16 protein-coding genes are annotated in these 21822 nt (G+C 64.7%); 4 read left to right on the top strand and 12 right to left on the bottom strand.

Translation table 11 applies throughout. The features are described from left to right. Positions 1–27 precede the first annotated feature (27 nt). Positions 28–2277, bottom strand: coding sequence for a transcriptional regulator (locus tag AB6809_RS21255; protein WP_371027082.1), 2250 nt, complete (start codon positions 2275–2277; stop codon positions 28–30). Between the two features lie 407 nt (positions 2278–2684). Here AB6809_RS21255 and AB6809_RS21250 point away from each other — a divergent pair, with 407 nt between their 5' ends. Then, positions 2685–4166 carry a helix-turn-helix transcriptional regulator gene (locus AB6809_RS21250; protein ID WP_114157291.1) on the top strand — a complete coding sequence of 494 codons (1482 nt, stop codon included), beginning with the start codon at positions 2685–2687 and terminating at the stop codon, positions 4164–4166. 99 nt (positions 4167–4265) lie between these two features. Here AB6809_RS21250 and AB6809_RS21245 read toward each other — a convergent pair whose 3' ends face one another. The 11 genes from AB6809_RS21245 to AB6809_RS21195 all read right to left on the bottom strand — a co-directional run bounded on the left by AB6809_RS21245 (position 4266) and on the right by AB6809_RS21195 (position 17897). Further along, positions 4266–5012, bottom strand: a complete 747-nt coding sequence (locus tag AB6809_RS21245; RefSeq protein ID WP_371027081.1) for a phage tail tip lysozyme — start codon at positions 5010–5012, stop codon at positions 4266–4268. A 151-nt stretch (positions 5013–5163) separates the two neighbouring features. Next, entirely contained in the window at positions 5164–5784 is a 621-nt protein-coding gene (locus AB6809_RS21240; RefSeq protein WP_006047141.1) for an ANTAR domain-containing response regulator, read from the bottom strand. Further along, positions 5781–6956, bottom strand: a complete 1176-nt coding sequence (locus AB6809_RS21235; protein ID WP_371027169.1) for a transporter substrate-binding domain-containing protein — start codon at positions 6954–6956, stop codon at positions 5781–5783. The genes AB6809_RS21240 and AB6809_RS21235 overlap by 4 nt, the downstream gene beginning before the upstream one ends. 46 nt (positions 6957–7002) lie before the next feature. After that, positions 7003–8319 (bottom strand): amidase, encoded by a 1317-nt coding sequence (locus AB6809_RS21230; protein ID WP_371027080.1) that lies wholly within the window; start codon positions 8317–8319, stop codon positions 7003–7005. Positions 8320–8339: 20 nt separating this feature from the next. Next, complete coding sequence (locus AB6809_RS21225) at positions 8340–9047, bottom strand: ABC transporter ATP-binding protein (protein ID WP_053860668.1); 708 nt, start codon at positions 9045–9047, stop codon at positions 8340–8342. Continuing rightward, complete coding sequence (locus tag AB6809_RS21220; RefSeq protein ID WP_310033974.1) at positions 9044–10903, bottom strand: branched-chain amino acid ABC transporter ATP-binding protein/permease; 1860 nt, start codon at positions 10901–10903, stop codon at positions 9044–9046. The genes AB6809_RS21225 and AB6809_RS21220 overlap by 4 nt, the downstream gene beginning before the upstream one ends. After that, positions 10896–11729, bottom strand: coding sequence for a branched-chain amino acid ABC transporter permease (locus AB6809_RS21215; protein ID WP_006047146.1), 834 nt, complete (start codon positions 11727–11729; stop codon positions 10896–10898). Before AB6809_RS21215 ends, AB6809_RS21220 begins: the two co-directional genes overlap by 8 nt. A 67-nt stretch (positions 11730–11796) precedes the next feature. Further along, positions 11797–12966, bottom strand: coding sequence for a substrate-binding protein (locus tag AB6809_RS21210; RefSeq protein ID WP_044020121.1), 1170 nt, complete (start codon positions 12964–12966; stop codon positions 11797–11799). Between the two features lie 57 nt (positions 12967–13023). Then, complete coding sequence (locus AB6809_RS21205; RefSeq protein ID WP_371027079.1) at positions 13024–13914, bottom strand: nitrilase family protein; 891 nt, start codon at positions 13912–13914, stop codon at positions 13024–13026. Positions 13915–14151: 237 nt separating this feature from the next. Further along, positions 14152–16581 (bottom strand): FAD-dependent oxidoreductase, encoded by a 2430-nt coding sequence (locus AB6809_RS21200; RefSeq protein ID WP_371027078.1) that lies wholly within the window; start codon positions 16579–16581, stop codon positions 14152–14154. 542 nt (positions 16582–17123) lie between these two features. Beyond that, positions 17124–17897: an IclR family transcriptional regulator gene (locus AB6809_RS21195; RefSeq protein ID WP_006047150.1), complete on the bottom strand. Its 774-nt coding sequence runs from the start codon at positions 17895–17897 to the stop codon at positions 17124–17126. Between the two features lie 264 nt (positions 17898–18161). Between AB6809_RS21195 and AB6809_RS21190 the strand changes: the two genes are divergently transcribed. From AB6809_RS21190 to AB6809_RS21180, 3 genes are all read left to right on the top strand, one after another. Further along, a complete protein-coding gene (locus AB6809_RS21190) occupies positions 18162–19121 on the top strand; it encodes a hydroxymethylglutaryl-CoA lyase (protein ID WP_371027168.1) in 960 nt (319 codons plus the stop codon). Beyond that, positions 19118–20392, top strand: coding sequence for a CaiB/BaiF CoA transferase family protein (locus AB6809_RS21185; RefSeq protein WP_371027077.1), 1275 nt, complete (start codon positions 19118–19120; stop codon positions 20390–20392). The genes AB6809_RS21190 and AB6809_RS21185 overlap by 4 nt, the downstream gene beginning before the upstream one ends. A 117-nt stretch (positions 20393–20509) precedes the next feature. Beyond that, on the top strand, positions 20510–21817 hold the full coding sequence (locus tag AB6809_RS21180) for an MFS transporter (RefSeq protein ID WP_029970685.1): 1308 nt from the start codon (positions 20510–20512) through the stop codon (positions 21815–21817). Positions 21818–21822: the final 5 nt, after the last annotated feature.

Genomic DNA, 21822 nt, shown 5'->3' with positions numbered 1-21822 from the left:
CAAGCGATGTCGGCCAAGTCAGCGCCGTCATCGCGACGCGGCCCCGCTGCGCGCATTGCCCGCTTTCACGATGCGGTCGTAACGCGCCTGCAATTCCGCCGCACGACGTGTATCGCCGGCTTCGCTACAGCACACGATGAGACCGGTCAGCGCGCGCTCGCGGAACGCGCTGTCCGCACACGCGTTGGCCAGTTCGTAGACGGTTTCCCATGCGGCGATGGCCTGCGCGACCGGCGCATGCGCGAGTGGCAGCGTGCTCGCGAGAACCGCATGAACGCGCATCTCGTCCCGTCTACGCGGCGTGGCGCCGGCCTGCACGCCGGCGAGCACCGCACGGCTGCGCTGCAGATATTCGCGTTCGAGCGAAAGCCGCGTCCAGAGCCAGGCCGATCCTTCGAGCAGCGAGATCGCCGTTTCGAAGCGTTCGCATTGCGTGCTCCATTCGAGCGACGCGCGCAGGTCTTCGAGATCGCTGATGTCGAGCGCGTCGATATGCGCGCGCTCGCCGCGCTTGCGATGCGCGTTCAGCCGCACGGGCAGACCCACCGCGAGCGCGAGCGCGGTGCGGTCGTATTCGCCGGCGTCGCGCAGCATGTCGCGCGCGAGATGGCGAACGGGTCGCCGGATATGCAGCATCCACTGTCCGCTGCTGTCGATTTCCTCGACGAGGCCCGCTTCGGTCAACGCGTCGAGCGCGGCGTCGGCGAGCGCGTCGCTGCGGATTGCGTCGTGCAGGGTGGCGGGCGTGCGTTCGTGCGTTTGCTCCGGCGCTCCGACGCCCGCATTCGCCGCCATCGACAGCTCGCAGGCGCCAAGCAGCCCGATGGCCGCGCAGCGCGGGAATTCGCCGGCGAACATGGCGAGGCGCAGCAAGTGCAGACGCGCGCGTCGGTCGAGCCGCGCGAAATGCAAGTCGAACGCGAGCGTGATCGGCGCCGAGCGCGAATGCGGAACGCCGGGCGTTTCGATGCGTGGCCCGATGAGCGCATCGAGACATTGCGCGTAGCGGGCCAGTGCGCTTTCGAGCGGCTCGCCGGCGCGCATGTTCTGGTCGATGGTGGCCGCGGCGAGTTCGAGCGCGAGCGGCACGCCGGCGAGCAGTTGCGTGATGAGCACGGCGGCGTCGATGGCAGCTTGCGACATCGCACCGCCGTCGAGCGCGGTCAGCAGCGCGTTGCCGCTCAGCGGACGCGGCGACGTTTGCTGGGACGTTTGCAGCGATGTTTGCTGCGATGTTTGCGGCGAAACCCGTTGCCGCTCCCGCCGCGCCGACAGCGTCGCGAGCCGCGCGAACAGCAGACGCAGCGCGTCGTATTCCGGCGCGAGCGTCGCGTTCACGCGAGGCTGTTCGGGCGTGCGCAATGGGCCGAGCGTGACGACTTCCTCGTTGCACAAGCCAAGCGGCGCACTCGCGGTCACGATCGCACGCACGTTCGGTCCGGCCGCCAGCAACGCGTCGAGCGTGTGGGCCGCGAGCGCTCCGTCGCACTCATTGCAATCGACGACGAGCAGCACGTCGCGCGTGCGCACGCCGTCGAGCAAACGCGCGAGCGGCGTCTGTCCCGAACCCGCCGGCAGATGCAACGCAAGCGCGAACGCAGCGGCGAAACCGTCGTCGGGCGTGAGCGCCGAGAGCGCCACCGGCACGACGCCGTCGCGAAAGCGCGCGGCGAGGCGGCGCGCCGCTTCGTGTGCGAGGCGCGCCTTGCCCGCACCGGTTGCGCCGACGAGCGTGATGAGCCGCGTGATCGATATGAGGCCGAGTACTTCCGAAAGCTCGGCATGTCGGCCGATGAACGGCGTGAGTTGCTGCTGCGTGCGGGCCGGGCTCGCCGCTGCGCCAAACGCGGGCTGCGCCGCGCGAGGCGCGCTCACGATCGGCGGCTCGCTCGGCAACTGCCAGCTCGGCGCGGGTGGAGCAGGCGGAGTGGGCGGAGCGGAATCGCCAGGGCCGTTGGTCTGAACCTCGGCGGCAAAGCGATAGCCAAAACCCGGCACGGTGACGATCAGATCGCGATCGTCGCCGAGCGCGCGCCTCAGCGCGGAAATCTGCGATTGAATCGTATTGACGTCGACGTTCAGTTCAGGCCAGCCGCGTCGCCCAAGCTCGGCCTGGGCGACCGGCCGGCCGCGCGCCTCGACGAGCGCGATCAGCAGTTCGAGCGCCCGCGCGCCGAGCTCGACCTCGAGACCATCGGCGACGAGCCGCGGCGGCTCCTGGGACAGCGTGAAGCGACTGAACGCCAGGATCGTTTCGCTCGGTCGTAATGACGGCATCGTGGATCTCCAGCGGATTCGGCGAGCCCGGTCGGCTGGGCGCCACCGCGTGCGGCGGATCAAATGCTCACCGGTCATGTCGATCGTGGCCGCGTGCGCAGAGGCGTTCTCGCGGCGCACGCGCGGTCGACGCCTTTTGACAATTTCGCCGGGCAATGGATTCGTCAGCTTATTGCGAGTTGCATGGTTCGGCAATAGGGTCCAGCGCGCGGGCCTGTCCACGTTCGGCAAGCATCGCGAATCTCAACAGTTCTCAAATCGGCCCGAACGCTCAGATTTGTTGAAGATGTGCGCCGCATATCTGCATAGATTAGGGGGTGCGAACGATGGTGGCATTCGCAACGATCGGTTTGCAGCAGCATGCGTGCGGGTGAATCGAGCCGCGCGCATCAACGAGGAGTAGCGCAATGTTCCTGACGCTTTACTTTCCCCTGGCGGCGTCGTTGTCCGTGCAGGATCTGCCGGACGGGTTTCTCAACAAGATACGCGACGGCGATCTGCAACCGGCGGGCGCGCAGGCGAGCCGCTGGTCGGACCTCGCACGCGGCGCCGCGGGCTCGCCCGACTTGCTGCGCCTGCATGCCGACATGCAGATGGCGCTCGGCATCTGCGACGAAGCCGAAGAACAGTATCGCCGCGCGCAGAAGGCGATCCGCTCGCCGCGTCAGGCGATCCGCGCGGCGTCGTGCCGCAACGCCGGCTGGCAGGCACTGTTTCGTCACCGGCTCGCGACCGCGCTGTCGTGCTTCGCACGGCTCGTCGACGAGCCCGACGTCGACGCGGCGCAGCAGATCGAAGCGCGGCTCGGCATTGTCGGTGCGTTGCACGAACTCGGCCGTTCGCGCGATTCGGGCGATGCGCTCGACGAACTCGCGGCCGCGATCACCGATCCGTCGCTCGGGCACTGGCGCGAGATGATCGCCACGTTGCGCTTCGACGTCGCGGTGCAGCGCGAATTACGCGGCGCGACGCTGCTTTCCGATCACGCGTACTGGCAGTCGGGCCTTGGCGACCAGACGCTGCGCGGCGTGGGCACACCAGGCACACCCGGCGCATTCCGGTCGATGGCCTCCGCAAGCGACGAAGCCGATCTTCACGAAGTCGAAGCGTTGAACGTCTGCACGCCGCTCTTACGCCAACGCGTCGATTATTTGCGTCAGTTGCGCGCGCTGGCGCGTGGCGAACGCGCGGCGCTCGACGGCATCACCGCGCATCTGAACTGGGCGCAACAGCGCGGCTTCGGCGATTATCTGCGCACCACGCGGCTCGAAGTCGTGCTCGCCGCGCTCGCGTCCGACGCGCCGCAATTGGCCGAGATGCTGCTCGAGCCGCTGCATCGGATCGACCACGCGGCGTCGACGGGGCATCGGCAGCTCGAATATCTGTATGCGGTCGCGAAGACGCATCAGGCGCTCGGGCGCAGCCGCGAGGGCATGCTGTTTTTTGGCCGCTACGCGCTGATCGCCACGCAGTGCCTGCGCGACGATTCGCAGGTGCTCGTGTCGTATGCGGGCAAGGCCGCGCGCCAGGCGCCGCAACTGGACGACGTCGCCGCACGTTTGCCCGCGCGTTACCGGCGCGCTTATCGCTACTTGCAGGAAAACCTCGACCGGCGCGATCTGTCGGTGCGCGAAGTGGCCGCCGAAGTCGGCGTGACCGAGCGCGCGTTGCAAAGCGCGTTCAAGCATTCGCTCGGTCTTTCGCCGACCGAACTGATTCGCCGTCTGCGGATGGAGCGGATTCGCGCGGACCTTCTCGACGATTCGTTCAACGGCGAGCGCACGGTGCTGTTCACCGCCAACAAGTGGGGCGTGCAGAATCGTTCGACGCTGGTGAGCGGCTATCGCAAGCAGTTTCACGAGGCGCCTTCGGAGACGCTGGAGCGGTGACGCGGCGCGTGCTGTTCTAAACGGCGGGTTCGGCGGGTTCGGCGCGTTTCGTTCTCAACACAAGTGGCTTTGAGAACCGCGCGCGCCGAACATGCTTCATCACGCGGTCAGCACATACTGCAAGTCGGCGAGGCGGCTCGACATCTGCGGATCGCCTGGACGCTCGAACGTGTTGCAGAACGCAACCGTGGCGTCCTGCGCCGACTGTGTGCTTTTTATCGCGTCGATGGCGCCCGCTTGCGTGGTCTGCAATTCGTGCTTGAGGAAGCCGTAGTTGGCCTGCTCGCTCGACGGATCGAGATGATTCGCGGAGCAATAGTCGAGATAGTCCTGTTTGCGCGAGCCGGTCCATTGCGCGATGCCATAGCCCGATTGCATGTTCGAGTTCGGCGCGCCGATTGCGCCGCCCTGGTTGATGCCTGGGTTCATCCCGCCGCTTTCGTGCCACAGATTCGCGACGACGCCCGCGGCCTGGTTTCGCGTGAGCCCAAAGTCGCGTTGCAGATTGGTCATGAAGTACTGCGCGGTTTTTTTGGCTTCAGGCGTGCTGGCCGAACTGGATTGGCCCGAGCCGTCGCCGGCCGGCACGCCGCCTGTCGTCGATGTGCTTCGGTAGCTCGCGGGCGCGGCGCGAGTTGCCGTCGAAGGCCGCGAAGGCATGGAGGGCAGGGAAGGCATCGCGGGCATGCCGGAATTCGACGCGCCGCTATCGCTGAAGAGATCGGCAAGAATCTGCTCGATCTCGCGCGCGATGTTCTCGTCGCTTGCGCTGCCCGTGCCGGAACCGCCGGGCCCGAGCTGATGAATGAGCTGGTCTAGACGTTTGAGTTCGGCGGCATCGATCATGGTGGTCTCGCTCGGAAGGTAAGGGACGAGATCGGTTGAGCATGCAGGATCGAGCCAACTGTAGCAGCGGCGAATTTTCGTTTGATGCGCGGTTCGGAAGTTGACGCCGCTAAAGCGAAGCGGCGAGGCAGCGAGCCACGGCAGCTACAAGCTAAAGCTTCGACCGTTTCCCCAGCCCGAGCTTTTCCATGCCCTCGTGAGCGTCGATCACGATCGTCGCGATTTCGCCGACGGTCACGCGCAATTCGGTCGCGCGAGAACGCATGTGCTCGTAGGCTTCGTTCTCGCTCAGCCGATGCGCGTCGATCAGAATGCGCATGGCCCGCTCGATATGTCGGCGCGCCTTGATCGCCTCCTCGAGCTTGCCGATCTTCGCGTGCAGCCGCTGCTGATAACCCGACGACGCGCGCGCCAGCACGAGTGTGCTCAGCACGCCGGTCGAGCGATACGGCTTCGTGATGACGCCGTGCGCCTGCGTATCGAGCAGCATCTTTAACGCAGTGGGGTTCTCGTAGTCGGACAGCGCGATCAGCGTGGCTTGCGTGTCGGCGGCGCTCCAGTTGCCCGCGTTCCTGATTTCGGGGCCCACCAGAAAAAAGATCACGTCGGCATCGGTGGGCAGATGAGCCGGCAGCGGCCAGATCGCGCGAACCGGGCAGCCGATGCGCCGCAACTGCTCTTCGAGCACGCTGCGGTCGTCGCCGGGCGGATGAATCACCACCACGCGCAGCGTGCGCAGATCGTCGAAGATGCGGCGCGCGCCTGCGTTCATACCGGCTCTCCGTCGAGCCAGAATTCGGCGAACCCGTAGGAAGTCAGATAAGGATCGGGTTTGACCGGTTGACGGCCTTCCCACACGATGTCGAATGCGCCGTCAGGCCGGCACACCGCAATGCGCGGCGTGAGGATCGCGTGATTGTTCGCGCGGTCGATTCGCAGCGAGCCTTCGGGCGAATCGAATTCGACCTCGTAGACCGCGTCGACCAGTTTCGCCGTATCGAGGCTGCGCGTGCGTGCCAGTGCGAGCGCAAACAGATGCACCTGGTTGTAGGCCATCTCCGACCACATGCTCGCGGGTTGGTCGCCAAAGCGCGCTCGCCACGATTCGAGAAAGCGCTGGTTGCCCGGCAGCTTCAGCGTGTTCACGTAGCTCGCGGAAATGATGTGGTTGCCGCACAGTTCAGGACCGATCATCCGCGTTTCGCCCTCGGTCATCGTCAAGCTTGCAATCGGGATGCGTGCAGGATCGATTCCGTGCTCGCGATAGAGCTTGTAAAACGCACGCGCCCCCCGGCCAATCAGCGTCGAAAATACCACGTCGGGCTCGACTGCCCGGATCTGCTCGATGACGTCTTGCAGCGCCGCGGGCTCGGCGTCGCTCGGCAGATAGACTTCTTCGACAATCTCGCCGCCATGCTGCTCGACCATGTCGCGCATGATGCGGTTCGATTCTCGTGGATAAATGTAGTCGGCGCCAACCAGAAAAAAACGCCGGCCATGATTGCGCAACAGGTAGGCCGCCAGTTGCATGCTGTTCTGGTTCGGCACCGCGCCGGTATAGATCACGTTCGGCGAGTATTCGAATCCTTCGTAGATCGAGCAATACCAGAGCAGCGCGTTATAGCGTTCGATGACCGGCAACACCGCCTTGCGGCTCGACGAAGTCGAACAGCCGAAAATGACCGTGACCTCGTCTTCCTGCAACATGCGCGACGCGAGCCGGCGATATTCGTCGGGATCGCTTTTCGGGTCATACACGACGGGGTCGAGCAGACGACCGTCCACGCCGCCTGCCGCGTTGACTTCCTCAATTGCAAGGACGGTGCCGAAAAAATGCTCCGACTCCGTAGCCGCCGTCACGCCCGTGCGCGAGAACAGCACGCCGACGCGCCAGCCCGTTTCGGCGGGCAGCGGTTTCGCGGGCGGTTGCGCGTTCGTCTCCATCGTCTCCATTCAGTGTTCTCCTCGCTGCTCTTCGCTTTGCGTTCGGTTAGACCGCGGCGCGTTGGCTAACTGTTGTTCCCGCACTTGCGATGATTGCGTGCTCGACGAACCCTGCGGCGGCGAGGCAGCGTGCATCGTCTAACGGCCGGCCGATCACCTGCAGGCCGATGGGCGCGCCGCGCGCGCCTCTGAGGCCCGGCACATTCACACACGGACAGCCGAGCAGCGTCCAGTTGCGATTGAACGCCGGGTCTCCGGTCGACGCAAGTCCGTCGGGCGCTTCGTCGGGCGCGCTCGGTGTGAGCAGCGCCGTGACGCCGTCGAACAGTTCGGCGAGCCTGGCTTTCGCGCGAGCCATCGACGCACACGCGTTCGCATACGCCGCGGCATCGACATTCGATGCGCGCGCGAGAAACGCAAACAGCACCGGCGACAGTTGCGCGCGATGACAATCGTACTCGAAGCCGAGCGTTTGCCACGCTTCATAGCTTTGAATCGTGTCGTGCGCGGCGATCAGTTCGGCCATCCACGAGTCGAAGCGCAGCGGCCGAACGCGGCCGCCCGCGCGCTCGATCGCACGTATCGCTGTGTCGAGCACGTGGCTCGCATTCGCCGAAGGTTCGGTCCACGGATAAGTCTCGGGCACACCGAACACGGGCGGCTCCGCGTTCCGGTCGAGCGCGAGCGGACGTCCGCTCAAAACCTGCGCGAGATAGGCCACGTCGCGCACGCCGGCGGCAAAGAGGCCGACCGTATCGAACGACCACGAAAAGCATTTCATGCCGGCCGTCGGCAGCATGCCGAACGTCGGCTTGAAACCGGCGACGCCGCAAAACGAAGCGGGCCGTATCGTCGAGCCGCCCGTCTGCGAGCCGATCGCAAACGGCGCGATGCCGGCGGCAACGGCTGCGGCCGAACCGGACGACGAACCGCCCGCCGTGCGGCCAGGGTCGCACGGATTGCGCGTGACGGTCGGCGCCATGTAAGCAAATTCGCTCGTCACCGTTTTGCCGACGAGCACCGCGCCGTTGCGCTTTAACAAGGTGACGATTGCCGCGTCCGACTTCGGCCGATGATCCGCGTAGATCGGCGAACCGTACGAAGTCACGAAGTCGTGCGTGTCGAAGATGTCCTTGACCACGACGGGCAGCCCGGCAAGCGGCCCTTGCGCGGCGGACGCGTTCGCGCGCGCGGCTTCGTGCGTGGCAACGGCGGTCATCGCGCGAACTTCGGCGTCGACTTCCTCGATGCGCGCGAGCGATTCGAGCACGGGGCGGCCGCTCCCTCCGTGCGGATTCTGCGCGCCGCGCTCGAGCAGCGCATAAGCGGATTGCGGCCGATAAAACGATTGGGCAAGAGTCATGGCGTAAGTGCAGAGGAGAGTCAAACGCGCAAATGTTCGTAGATCGATTCGGCTGCCGCATCGTCCTTCGCGTTGCCTTCGTCGACGATCTCGCCTTGCTTGAGCACCGCGTAGCGGTCGGCGACCTTCAGCGCGAACGGCACGTTCTGTTCGATCAGCAAAAGCGTCGTGCCATGACGGCTGCGCTCCCATAACAGCGCATCGGCCAGCCGGTCGATCACCGAAGGTTGCAGACCCTCGGTGATTTCATCGAGCAGGATGATCGACGGGCGCATCATCAGCGCGCGCGCCACCAGCAGCATCTTCTGCTCGCCGCCCGACAGCGTGCCCGCGTACTGGCGCAAGCGGCTGCCGAACACCGGAAAAATCGGCTCGATTTCGGCGAAGCGCTCGTCGAATACGGAGACGTTCACGAGCCCGAGCCGCAGGTTGTCGCGGATGCTGAGATCCTGAAACAGCGCATGTTCCTGTGGCGCGTAGGCAATGCCGGCCCGCGCGATGCGATGCGGCGGCAGCCGCGTGATGTCCTGTCCATGCACATGCACCGCGCCGCTTTGCTTCGGCAGATAACCCATGATCGTTTTGAGCAGCGTGGTCTTGCCCATGCCGTTCTTGCCGAGCAGCGCGACGGCTTCGCCATTCGCGACGCTGAACGACAGCTTGCGCAGCACGACCGACGCCTTGTATCCGCTTGTCACGTCCTTCAGGTTCAACGCGATCTGGCTCACGACGCCTCCCGTTGTGTCGCTGCGCCGGCGGCTGCATCGCCTTGCGCGGTGCCGGCATAGATGGTCCTGACGAGTTCCGAGTTGACCACTTCGTCGAAATTGCCTTGCATCACGATGCGCCCCTGATGCAGCACCACGATACGCGTGGCGATGCCTGCGACGAAATCCAGGTCGTGCTCGACCAGCAGGCAACACAGCTTGTACCGGTGAGCGAGCGTCGCAAGCACGTTGCCGATCTGCGTGCGCTCGGTTTTCGTGAGGCCCGCGGTCGGCTCGTCCAGCAGCACGATGCGCGGTTCGAGCGCGAGCACCATCGCGAGTTCGAGCGCCTGCTGTTCGCCGTGCGAGAGATCTTTCGCGACGGCGCCGAGCTTGCGCTCGAGGTTCGTCGCGCGAATCACTTCGAGCGCATACGGCGGCAACGCGAGCGTGGCCGAGCGCCGCACGAGCGACGGCCGCTCGATCAGCGTGCCCGCAATGCGCAGACATTGCGCGACGGTCAGCGTTTCGAAGATGTTGGCGTTCTGGAACTTGCGCCCGAGGCCAAAGCGCACGCAACGGTCGGGCGGCAATTGCCGGATATCGTTGCCGCACAACATGACCGTGCCGGCCGAGCGTTCCGCGCCGTCGCTCATGCAGCGCATCAGCGTCGTTTTGCCCGCGCCGTTCGGACCGATGAGCCCGACGAGTTCGCCCGCCTGCGCGTCGAGGTCGATGCCTTGCAGCACCTTCAGACTCCCGAAATGACGCGCGACGCCGCTCATGCGCAGCGCGGGCGCGGCGGCATGAAGCGCGTCGCCGTCGCGCACCGGCCGCTCGATCAGCTCCGGTTCGCGCGTCTCGCCCGCGAGATGGCGCAGCGGCTTCACGAGCAGCGGCACGAGACCTTGCGGCAACAGCACGATCACCGCGACGAACGCGGCGCCCAAGATCAGTTGCCACGCGAACGGCATGATGCCGCTCAGATACGACGTGCCCACGTTGATCAGCAGCGCGCCGATCACCGGACCCCACAACGTGCCGCGTCCGCCGAGCGCGACCCAGATGATCAGTTGCGTGCCGAGCACGAAGCCGGTCAGTTCGGGCGCGACCACGCCGCTGAACGAGCCATAGCCGAAACCGGCGAGTCCCGCGACCGCAGCAGTGGCGACGAGCAGCCCGATCTTCACGAGCGACGTGTTGATGCCGAGATACAGGCAGCGCGATTCGTTGTCGCGAATCGCCGCGAGCACGCGCCCGCCGTCGCTGCGCACGAAGACCCACGCGAGTCCCACGACGACCGCGAGCGCCGCGCCTGCGATCCAGTACCACGCTTCGAGCGAAAGATCGAAGGTCTGATAGCCGGTCAGCCCCGAGCTCGATCCGGTCCACTCGCCGCCGGAGAGCAGCAACTGGCTGAGCACGATGGGCAGCACGAGCGACATGACCGTTGCGAAGAACGGCGAAGCGCCGCGATAGAACGACAGCCAGCCGAGCAGGGCGGCGACGCCGGCCGTCACGGCAAGCGTGGCCGCGAGCGCGAGCAGCACGTATGCCGTCGAAAAGCCGCCATGCGTGAACACCAGACCGGCTGCATACGCGCCGAGTCCGAAGAAGGCCGACTGGCCGAACGTCAGATAGCCGGTGTAGCCCCACAAAATATCGACCGTCACCGCGACGATCGAGAAGAAGAACGCCTGAATCAGCACGTTCAGCAGATACGAGCCGAACAGGAACGGTCCCGCTGCGATCAACAGAATGCCGAGCACGCCGATCATCGCAAGACCGCGCAACGATTTTTGCTGCGTGCTGACACGCTTGCTGCCCGGCGACGAGTCGCGCCCGGCATGATCCAGCGACGCGTTGACTTTAGCCATGAGAGAACCCCCGCGGACGGATGCGCAGTGTGAGCGCGGCCAGCACGGCGATGGTCAGCCCGCCGAGCACCGGGCTCACGAAGGTGCTGACGAGCACCTGGCAGGCGCCGAATACGAAGCAGGTGACGAGCAGGCTCAGCATCGAATGCCCGGACACCATCACGAGCATGAAGGCGCTGACGAGCCACGGCAGACCCATGTCGGGGTCGACGCTCGATAACGGCGTGATGAGCACGCCGGCGAGCGAACCGAAGGCCGCGCCGAGGCTGAACGTGATAAAGCGGATACGTCCCGAGTGAATGCCGAGCCCGCGCGCGAGGTCTTCGTTCATGATGACCGCGCGTGTCTTCACGCCGAAGCGCGTGCCGGTCAGCAGCGCGGTCATGATCGCGCAGATGCCGAGCGCAACCGGAATCAGCACGAGGCGGTAGGCGGAATAGTCGGTGCCCGCAATCGACACCACGCCCTTGAGCGGTGTTTCGACGAACTGCACTTCGCGGCCGAACACCATTACGATGATTTGCCCGATCACGATGCCGAGGCCCCACGTCGCGAGAATCGCATCGAGCGGACGCTTGTACAGGGGCCGCACGATGATCAGCTCGACCAGCATGCCGACCACGATGCCGACGACGATCGCAAGCGGCACGCCGAGCCACGGGTTGAGCTTCAATTGCGTGACGACGAAGCTCGCGTAAGCGCCCATCGTCAGCAATGCGCCGTGCGCGAAATTGACGATCTTCATCACGCCGAAGATCACCATCAGGCCGGCCGTCACGATGAACAGCACGGCTGTGGTGGTGAGAATGTCTAATGCGAGAACCATGGTTGTCTCCAGTCGCATCCGCACGGCGAGCCGCGCGCTCAGGCGGATGCCTTGTTGCCGGTAGCGCCTACTTGATGTTCGGGCACTGCGCGCCCGGATCGACGTCCGGGAAAGTCTGCAGGATCTTCACCGAGCCGTCCGACTGGATCTGGCCGAGACGCATCGCGAGCGGCGTATGCCGGCTCTTGACCATTTCGATCTGACCGCGCGGTCCATCGAACGATACCTGATCGAGCGTCTTGATGACCTTGCCCGGATCGGCGGAACCGGCTTTTTCGACCGCGGCCTTGTAGAGGAAAAACGCCTCGTACTGCGGCTCGGAGAGTTCGTTCGGCGTCTTCATGTCCTTGCCGAAGCGCTTGTCCATCGACGCGAGAAACTTCTTGTTCGCCGAGGTATCGATACTCGTCAGATACGAGCCCGACATGTAGATGCCGGTCGCCACGTCGCCCATGCTTTTCGCGGTGCCTTCGTCGATGGCGAGATTGCCGTACGGCAGCGTGAGGCCCGAGCCCTTCAACTGCTTTGCGAGCGCGACGTTGGGCGCACCGCCCGCGGTCGCGCTGATCAGCGCGTCGGGGTGCGCCGCGCGGATCTTCGAAAGAATCGGCGTCCAGTCCGTGCCGTCGGTCGGCAGATATTCCTCGCCGACCACCTTGCCGCCGTGCGCCTCGATGTACTTGCGCGTGAACTGCAGCATGCCGCGGCCGAACGCGTAGTCGTTGCCGACCAGATAGAACGTCTTCGCGCTCTTGGCCTTCGCGAAGTAGTCGACCACCGGCGCGACCTGCTGCTCCGGCACCCAGCCGTTCACATACATCCACGGATTGCACGAGCGCCCTTCGTAGAACGACGTGTAGATGAACGGCTTCTTGCCGCGCGCGACGATCGGCAGCGCGGCATTGCGCGCGGCGCTGGTTTCCATCGAGATGATCGCGTCGACGTTCTTCTGGAAGACGAGCGTGTCGTACGCCTTCTGCGCGCCGACCGCGCCGGATGCGTCGTCGGCGATCTCGAGCTGCACCGGCCGGCCGAGAATGCCGCCGGTTGCGTTGATTTCATCGACGGCGAGTTGCGACGCCTGCACCACTGCGGGCGCGACCACGCTGTTCGCGCCGGACAATCCAACCGCGACGCCGATGCGGATCGGCTCCGCGGCGAACACGTTCGCGCAGGTTCCCGCGCCGGCCATTGCCGCGACCGCGGCAACCAGGAAGAGTTTAGTGAACGGTCTCATGATGTCCTTCGCAGTGGTGGTGAGTAGAGTAGGGGAGTTGCACGAATACGGCATGCTTCACGTCTGAAAAGAAGGCCAGCGCGCGCCCAGCATCGGGTCGTACACGTCCGCGCGGCGATCGCGCAGGACGTGATTGAAAGCGTTCAGCGTGCGCGCGGCGCGAGTGCGTTTGACGTCGATCGTCGCGTACAGAACTTCTTCGCGATCGATGCTCGCGGGCCCCGCGAGCGGCCAGCCGTCGCCGCCCACGATCAGGCTCTGACCGATGAACAGTTGCCCGCGCTCGGTGCCGATGCGGTTCGCGCACGCGATCGCCATGCCGTTGCTGTGCGCGGCGGCCATCGTGAGTGTCGCCGCCATCGCCGAGCGGTCGTCGGGCTGCGAGGGCATCGGCACCCAGTTGGTCGGCACGCATACGATGTCCGCGCCTTGCATCGCCGCGAGCCGGTAAGTCTCCGGAAACCAGCCGTCGTAGCAGATTGCAATCGCAATGCGCCCGAGCGGTGTGCCGAACACGGGCACGCCGCGATCGCCCGGCTCGAAGAAGCGGTTTTCGTTATTCCACAGATGCAGCTTGCGATAAACACCGATGTGGCCGGAAGGACCGGTGAAGAGCGCCGAGTTATAAAGACGCTTGCCCGCACGTTCGGCGATGCCGGTGACGATATGAACGCCGAGGCGCTGCGCCGTCTCGGCGAAGAGCTGGGACGTCTCGCCATCGGGCAAGCCTTCGGCAAGCGAGAACGCCTCGTCGCGGTCCGCGAACACGTAACCGGTCGTCGCCAGCTCGGGCAATACGACGAGCGATGCGCCGTTACCCGCGGCGGTTTCCACATGCCGGATCAGCCGCGCCACGTTGGCGCGCTTCGCACCGATGTGCGGCTCCATCTGCACGCACGCGATGACGAGTTCCTCTGAGCCGGGCTTTGCGAGGTCGTAGTGCGACATTGCTGTTTTCGTCTCCCAAAACAAAAAGCCCCCTGACCAGCGTTGAAAACGCAAGGTTAGGGGGCTGCATAGCCTTCCATGTGTAGCACGGCAACGTTGCCGTGTGCCGCCACAAGATTCATGGCGACAGACTGGGACCGAATTTATGAAATCAAATTTCCCATGTCAAGCACTTAGGACGGTTATAGGGAAAGCACTTGTTTTGCTGCTTGCCGGTCGCCGTTTGCCATGCCGGCTTTACAGCAACTCCTGGTAGTACGGCGAATTCGGCGGCAGTGTCCCGCCCTGGCGCCGCACGAACTGCTGTACGCCATGAGTCGCCGACGCCAGCGCGCCGCTCGCGAAGCCGCCCTCGAACGTCAGCTCCTCGCCGATCGCGATTGCACCGTCGCTCATGCGCAGCAGCGCGGCATACAGTGTGCGCGTGTTGTCGAGCTGGTCCGGTCCGTCCATCTTGAACGCGCCCCACTGATGACGCTCCAGGCCCCAGTGCGTGTACGCAATGCCCTCGCGGCTCTGCTCGACGACGTCGGCGAGATCCGCGAGCTTCTTATGGGACGGATTCTCCGGATCGCGCGAGGCCACGTTTCGGAGTGTCTGGATAAACAGGTCCATCTGTTCGCGGCCCGTCATGCCGGCGACCTTCGTCGAATTGTCGCCGAGCGTATAGCTCGGATAGACCACGGCGCCGCCGTCGCGGGCAGGCACCACGTACGACTGCTGAAATAGTTCGTCCGCCTGAACGTTGCCCGGCAGTTGGCGGTCTTCCAGCAGATCCGCGGCGATCTTCACGGCCATCTTGGTGGCGGGCACCACGCGAGCGTCCTTGACGGCGGCGGCGAAATCGTCCGGCAGCAGCGGCTCCGAACCTTCCTGCGGACCGGTCAGGCCAAGACGTACGGCCTCGCGCGGACCGCCGGCAAAAAATAGTTCGTCGTACTCGGCGGTTTTCGTTTCCTTGCTCGTCTTGTCGAGCCACGTCACCTGATACTTTCCGTCCACTTTCTTGATGCTCGTAACTTCGGCGTTGAGCTGGATCGCGTTTTGCTCGGCAAGCGAAACGGCTCCTTCGGGCAAGTCGTCGCTATCTTCGATCACCTTGTAGAGCGGGGCATCCGCGCCGTCGACGAGCGCGACGTGGTCCTCCAGACGCTCGTCCGCGAGAAAACGGAATTCCTCCAGAAAGCCCGTGCTGAAGTAGCCCGAATAGCCGCCCACGCCGATGCCCGTCGCGCCGAACGTGCGCCATTCGTCCTTGTTCCAGGTGATGCCTTTTTCCTTCAGCAGCTCTTTGAGGCCGGACTGGAACGTGTGGCTGTCGAATTTCTGCTTGGCGTCGTCGCACAACTCGCGAAAACGCGCGGTATCGCCTGCGTCGCGCGCTTCGCGGATAGGCGCGAGCAGCGGCTCGGTCATCGAACGCATGACGTCTTCCGCGACCTTGCGCATCGTCGCGTTCTCCGGCGCCTCGCCGGGCTGCGCTTCATACACTTTGCCGCCGATAAGATACGACGTCTGCACCGAACTCGAATTCGGAAACGGCACATGCTCCAGGCCGTAATGTTCGGCGAGGCTCCAGTAGAAGTTGCCGCGCGTCGTGTGAAAGCGCATGCCGCCCGGATGATAGGGCGTCGGGTCGTCTTCCCAGCGTCCCGACGCAATCCGTCCGCCGATGTGATCCGCCTGTTCGAGCACGACCGGCTTCACGCCGATGCGGTTCAGCGCGTCCGCCGCCATGATGCCGGCCGGGCCCGCGCCGACCACGCAGACCTTGAGGTTCTCCGCGACGCCTTCGGGCAGCGCGCCGACCTGGCGGTTGTTGTCCCACCAGAAACCGGTGTAGTCGTACATGTGATCGAGCGGCATGGTCATGCGCAGATCGGTGAAGCGGTCCTTCAGCAGCGCTTTGAGATCGGCGTCGTCGCCCGCGGCTTGCATCGGCATGTCGAGCTTCTGGCGCGCCTCCGGCGTGCACGAATTGAGCAGCCGCGCGGCGGTTTCGGGCTTCATGAAGACGGCCGTATGCTCGAGCCAGTCGCGAACCGGCGTGCGCGGCAGATCGTTCGAAGCCTGGCGCGCCGTATCGCCGAGAAGGTCCGCTTGCCGGGTGCCGAGCGCTTCGAGCACGTCGCCTTGCTCGGCTTCGCAGAGCGCGTGCCATTGCAGCGTCGTCTCTAAGTGCAGTTGCTCGCGCTTCGGTCCTTCCTCCATGCTGGCGAGCAGCGTCAGGTTTTTACTGACCGCGGGGCCAAGCTTGTTGCGATCGCGCGGCCAGTCGCCCACCGGCTCCTTGAAATAACGTCCGACCGTCTGCGGCGTCAGCCGCGGCAGCGCGCGTCCGAGCATCGAAAGCGAGCCATCGCGAGCGAGCGCGCCGCAGTTCTCCGGCGTCAGATAGTCGCGCATGGACATCCTGGCGGGCCATTCCTTGCTGTGCGCCGGCGCGGCTGTGTCGGTCTTCGATGCCGGCAGCGCCTGGCGCGGGCGTGCAGATGGCGCGGGCTCGCCGGAACCTTCGGGGCCTCGCGCTCTGGCAGTCGGAAGGCTGGGCGAGAGCGGTTGCGGTGTAGCCGACGGCGTGGCCGGCTCCTCGGCGGGAATTCCGCCGAGCGGCGGCAGGTGCGGGTTGTGGCCGGATGCGGAGGAACCTGGTTCGATCTGAGGCATGTCGTATTTCCCTGGTTGAGTTGTCTCGATGTCGTGACCGCGTGAATCGGATCGCTGTGCAGCGAGTGCGAGTGCTAGTGCGGGCACGGGCCGCCGGCGGCGTGCAATGGATGAAGGGCGAGCGGCAATGCATGCAGTGCGTCGAGGCGATAGAGCCGGTCAGCGGGATTCGGCGGCCGATGAGCGGTCGGCTTGCTGATCGCTTGCTAGTCGCCTGGTGCCCGCTTGCTGCTACTCATCGCGCGCTTGCGAGCACTTGGCAGCCGCACACACGCCGGCGACGGCAGCGTCGCTGCGCGAGCGTTGATGCCGCTAGGAAAGGTACTATCGCGCGCGCCGTCCGCCCGCAGCGAAGCGAATCGCGTGACGGAGAAACGAACAGGGAAGGGAGAGTTGTCAGCGCTTGCAATGCGGGGCGATGCGCCAGAACGTATTAGTCATTCCGACGATGAGCGCATTAAACCCGGTGCCTAAGTGCAGGGCGAGAGCGAGCCGCAGGTCTATGCGACGAATCGCCCATAGGCCATATCGGCGATACACAGTCACGCCTTTTGAGTCTCACCCGGCAGAGCGAAATCGAACTGCGCGGCGAGCGCGATGCCGTACGCGAAGAGGCGATGATCGCCTCCGAGCGCAGCCGTCGCCCGCGCTGCCGAGGTCAGCAACAGATTGCACGCGGCTCGCATCTTGTCGCTGGCGCCAAGGCGGTCTTTCGGACCCGACAACGTCAACGCGCCCGCGAGTTCGCTGTTCGGCCCGAAGACCGGAACCGACACGGCGGCCGTGTCGGGGTCGCGCTCGCCGTAGGACAACGCCCACAATCTTTCGCGCACCGCATCGTGAGTGGCTCGCGACGGCTTCGAAAATGCGATGAGTATTTTTCCCGACGCGCCACGATCGATCGGAAAACGCTCGCCTTCACGAATCGACACGCGCACCGAACGTGGCGGCTCGACGCGATGCAAGACCACGCGATATTCGCCCTGCCTGACGTAAAACGACGACGTCTCGCCCGAATCGTCCGAAAGCTGCCGCAATACCGGCTCGATCACCTCGCGGATGTGAAACGACTCCTGGAATATTTGCGCCAGCCGAAGCGGCTCGGGGCCGATCGAGTAGTTACCGTCAAGTCTTCGGATAAAGCCGCCGCGTTCGAGCGAGCTCAGTAATCGAAGAATCGTGCTTTTGTAGAAGCCCGTTCGCCGGGCAATTTCGGCGAGCGAAAGCGCGCGTTCGCCCGGCTGGAATACGCCGAGAATGGCGAAGGCCCGGTCAAGTGCTGCTACGCCACCTTTGTCTGCATCGTCCGCTTGCATCTGGAATACCGTTCTGTTGTGCAGACCATCGTAGGGGTTCGCCGAAGATGCGTCAACTTTCGTCGGGCGTAACCCATACAAGGGTAAACACTGTCCACGTCGTTCTGCATAGAAGAACGATATTCTATAAAGCGGACACGGCGAACGGGTTTACCCGCTTGATGCGCAACTGCCACGCTCCTATAGTTTTGTTTAACAGAACACCATTCTGTATAGCAGAACGATAAGGAGCATCTCTTGAATACGCCTCTCCCTTTACCGGTGATGATCAGTGAAGTCGGTCCGCGCGACGGCCTTCAGAGCATCCGAACCGTCATGCCCACCGACGCGAAGCTGCGCTGGATCTCCGCGCTCGCCGCAGCCGGGCTCAAGGAAATCGAAGTCGGCTCGTTCGTGCCCGCGAAGTTGCTGCCGCAAATGGCCGACATCCGCGAGGTCGTCGCGCACGCGCTGACGATCCCAGGACTGAACGTCGCGGTCCTCGCGCCGAACCTGCGCGGATGTCAGGCGGCATTCGAATCGGGCGTCCATAAAGTGACGTTGCCGGTCTCGGTGACGAACGAGCACTCGCTGGCCAACATCCGCAAAACGACCGATCAGATGATCGAAGAAGTCAGGCTGATCGTTGCGTTGCGAGACGCTGAATTTCCCGGCATCGCAATCGAAGCCGGTGTGTCGGTTGCGTTTGGCTGCACGATTGCCGGCGCGGTCAGCGACGACCAGACGATGCGCATGTGCGCCGCGATGGCGGCGTGCGGCGTCGATGAAATCGGCCTGTCCGACACCAGCGGCTATGCGAATCCGGCCCAGGTTCGACGCCTGTTTCGCCGCCTGCAAACCGAGTTCGGCAGCAAGGCGGGCGGCGCGCATTTTCACAACACGCGCGGCCAGGGTCTCGCCAATGTGGTCGCGGCACTCGAAGTGGGCGTCACGACCATCGACTCGAGTCAGGCAGGTCTGGGCGGATGCCCCTATGCGCCAGGCGCGACCGGCAACATCGTCACCGAAGACCTCGCGTTCCTCCTCGAAGCGATGGGATACGACACCGGCATCGACATCGATGCGCTCATTGCGGCGCGCTCGATCCTGGCCGAAGCACTCCCCGGCGAAGCCTTGTACGGACACGTGCAGGACGCCGGCTTGCCCAAGGGATTCACGTACGCCGACGGTCGCAGCCCAGGCGCCGTCCAGCCTGAAGCTTGCCTCAAAGGAGCCGCGCAATGAGCGATGCCAACAACAACCCGTCGCTGCCCTATAGCGGCGTGCGCGTGGTCGAGATGACCCACATGGTGATGGGGCCGACGTGCGGCATGGTGCTCGCGGACCTGGGTGCGGAAGTCATCAAGGTCGAGCCGATCGCCGGCGACAGCACGCGCGCGCTCCGCGGTTCGGGTGCGGGCTTCTTCAGCACCTTCAACCGCAACAAGAAAAGCATTGCCGTCGACGTTAAAGATCCGCGCGGGCTCGAAATCGTGCACAAGCTGCTGGGCGGCGCGGACATCTTCAGCGAGAACTTTAAGAGCGGAACGATGGACAAGCTCGGGCTCGGCTACGCCGCGCTGTCGAAGCTGAACCCGCGCCTCATCTATGTCTCGCACAAGGGCTTTTTGCCGGGGCCTTACGACCATCGCACGGCACTGGACGAAGTCGTGCAGATGATGGGCGGCCTCGCGTATATGACCGGACCCGAAGGGCGGCCGCTGCGCGCCGGCACGAGCGTGAACGACATCATGGGCGGCATGTTCGGCGCCATCGGCGCGATGGCTGCGCTCGCGCAGCGCGAACGCACGGGGCAGGGTCAGGAAGTGCAGAGTGCGCTCTTCGAGAACAACGTGTTTCTCGTCGCGCAGCACATGATGCAGTTCGCGGTGACCGGCAAGGCCGCCGCGCCGATGCCGAATCGCCTGTCCGCGTGGGCCGTGTACGACGTGTTCTCCGTGAAGGATGGCGAACAGATTTTCCTCGCCGTGGTATCGGACACGCAGTGGGCGCTTTTCTGCGATGCGTTCGGTCTGCATGAGCTTAAAACGGACGAACGGATTGCGACCAACAACCAGCGGGTTCAGGCGCGCGATTGGTTGTTGCCCCGGCTGCGCACGCACATGGAGGCGTTCAGCGCGGCGGAAATCAGCCGGATTTTCGACCGGATCGGCTTGCCTTATGCGCCGATCACGAAGCCCCAGGACCTGTTCGACGATCCGCATCTTCTCGCGACCGGCGGACTCGCCGACGTGACCTTGCCGCCCGACGCAAGCGGTGCGGGACAGCCGGTTACCACGCGAACGGCGTTGTTGCCGCTGACGCTTGCCGGCGAGCGGCTGCGCCTGCGCGCCGCGCCGCCGGCGCTTGGACAGAACACGCAGGCGCTGCTGTCGGAGCTTGGCTATACGGCTGAGCACGTCAGGCAATTGACCGATGCCGGCGTTGTCCGCTGTCAGGAGTGGCAGGCCGGCGATCGCCTCAGTCCATCTGCAAACGAGCTTGCCAGTGCCTGAAGCGGTTAGTGGTGAAAACCGCAAAAGCCGCAACCGCAAAAGTTAAAACCGCCAACGCATCAAACCGCCCGGCCGCGCCCATTCTCGCAGCGGACCGGCGAAGTCATGGAGACGACGATGACCTCAATTTCCCCCGGCATGGCTGCCGGCAGCGTGAACGACAGTTCGCTCGAACAGCAGGCGGTGCGCAAGGCGGCGTGGCGCTTTATTCCGCTGCTCGCGCTCGCGTACTTCTTCAATTATCTCGACCGTACGAGCGTCGGCTTCGCCGCTCTGACGATGAACAAGGAACTCGGGCTCACGGCGACGCAGTTCGGCTGGGGCGCCGGCATCATGTTCGCGGGATATTGCATCTTCGAAGTCCCGAGCAACCTCGCGCTGTATCGCTTCGGCGCGCGACGCTGGCTCGCGCGGATCATGATCACGTGGGGCTTGATGGCGGCGGCGACCTCGGCCGCGGTCGGGCCCAACAGCTTCTACGCGATCCGGCTGCTGCTCGGCATTGGCGAAGCGGGCTTCTTTCCCGGCGTGATCTTTTTTCTGGCCGTGTGGTTTCCCGCTCAATACCGCACTCGCGTGCTGGCGTGGTTTACCGTCTCGACGCCGCTTTCATCGCTGATCGGCGCGCCGCTGTCGACCTGGCTTCTGCAACTGGATGGCGTGCTGGGTCTGGCCGGTTGGCGCTGGATGTTCATCATCGAAGGATTGCCCGCGTGCGTGCTCGGCTTCCTCGTGCTCAAGATGCTCGCGGATCGGCCGGCCGACGCCAAATGGTTGTCGCCGATAGAACGCGAAGCGCTGCAGGGTGCGTTCGATCGTGAAGCATCGTCGGGACGCAAGGAAAAGCACTTCGGCGCGGCGCTGAAGGACGTGCGCGTCTACATCCTCGCGATGATCTCGTTCGGCTTCACGATGGGCTCGTACGGCATCGGCATCTGGCTGCCGCAGATGCTCAAGGGACACGGCATGAGCGTGACGCAGACCGGCTGGCTCTCCGCGGTGCCTTACTTCTTCGCGACGATCGCGCTGCTGTGGTGGGCGAAACGCGTCGATCGGCGGGGCGGAGCGATTGCAAATCTCGCGGCGGGCCTCTTGATCGGCGCGGTGGCGCTCGGCGTATCGACGCACTTTCACCAACTCGGCCCGGCGCTGCTCGGCGTGACGCTGGCGCTCATCGGCACGATTGCCGGACGAACCATTTTCTACACGCTGCCGGCCCGCTTTCTGTCGGGACAGGCAGCCGCGGGCGGCCTTGCGCTGATCAATTCGATCGGCGCATTGGGCGGCTTCGCCGGACCGTATCTCGTCGGCTATCTGAAGGACAGTTTCGGCACGTTCACGGCGGGGATGATGGGACTTGCCATCGTGCTCGGCATCACGACGCTGCTGACGCTGTCGCTCTACGCATTCAATCGCGACCAATAAAATGA

It is taken from the genome of Paraburkholderia sp. RCC_158 (assembly GCF_041355255.1).
Taxonomy (GTDB): domain Bacteria; phylum Pseudomonadota; class Gammaproteobacteria; order Burkholderiales; family Burkholderiaceae; genus Paraburkholderia; species Paraburkholderia graminis.
This window is presented reverse-complemented; position numbering and strand designations above follow the sequence as displayed.

Coding starts and splice junctions, on each gene's coding strand:
- AB6809_RS21255 (WP_371027082.1), bottom strand. CDS start 2,277: ATGCCGTCATTACGACCGAGCGAAACGATCCTGGCGTTCAGTCGCTTC.
- AB6809_RS21250 (WP_114157291.1), top strand. CDS start 2,685: ATGTTCCTGACGCTTTACTTTCCCCTGGCGGCGTCGTTGTCCGTGCAG.
- AB6809_RS21245 (WP_371027081.1), bottom strand. CDS start 5,012: ATGATCGATGCCGCCGAACTCAAACGTCTAGACCAGCTCATTCATCAG.
- AB6809_RS21240 (WP_006047141.1), bottom strand. CDS start 5,784: ATGAACGCAGGCGCGCGCCGCATCTTCGACGATCTGCGCACGCTGCGC.
- AB6809_RS21235 (WP_371027169.1), bottom strand. CDS start 6,956: ATGGAGACGAACGCGCAACCGCCCGCGAAACCGCTGCCCGCCGAAACG.
- AB6809_RS21230 (WP_371027080.1), bottom strand. CDS start 8,319: ATGACTCTTGCCCAATCGTTTTATCGGCCGCAATCCGCTTATGCGCTG.
- AB6809_RS21220 (WP_310033974.1), bottom strand. CDS start 10,903: ATGGCTAAAGTCAACGCGTCGCTGGATCATGCCGGGCGCGACTCGTCG.
- AB6809_RS21215 (WP_006047146.1), bottom strand. CDS start 11,729: ATGGTTCTCGCATTAGACATTCTCACCACCACAGCCGTGCTGTTCATC.
- AB6809_RS21210 (WP_044020121.1), bottom strand. CDS start 12,966: ATGAGACCGTTCACTAAACTCTTCCTGGTTGCCGCGGTCGCGGCAATG.
- AB6809_RS21205 (WP_371027079.1), bottom strand. CDS start 13,914: ATGTCGCACTACGACCTCGCAAAGCCCGGCTCAGAGGAACTCGTCATC.
- AB6809_RS21200 (WP_371027078.1), bottom strand. CDS start 16,581: ATGCCTCAGATCGAACCAGGTTCCTCCGCATCCGGCCACAACCCGCAC.
- AB6809_RS21195 (WP_006047150.1), bottom strand. CDS start 17,897: ATGCAAGCGGACGATGCAGACAAAGGTGGCGTAGCAGCACTTGACCGG.
- AB6809_RS21190 (WP_371027168.1), top strand. CDS start 18,162: ATGATCAGTGAAGTCGGTCCGCGCGACGGCCTTCAGAGCATCCGAACC.
- AB6809_RS21185 (WP_371027077.1), top strand. CDS start 19,118: ATGAGCGATGCCAACAACAACCCGTCGCTGCCCTATAGCGGCGTGCGC.
- AB6809_RS21180 (WP_029970685.1), top strand. CDS start 20,510: ATGACCTCAATTTCCCCCGGCATGGCTGCCGGCAGCGTGAACGACAGT.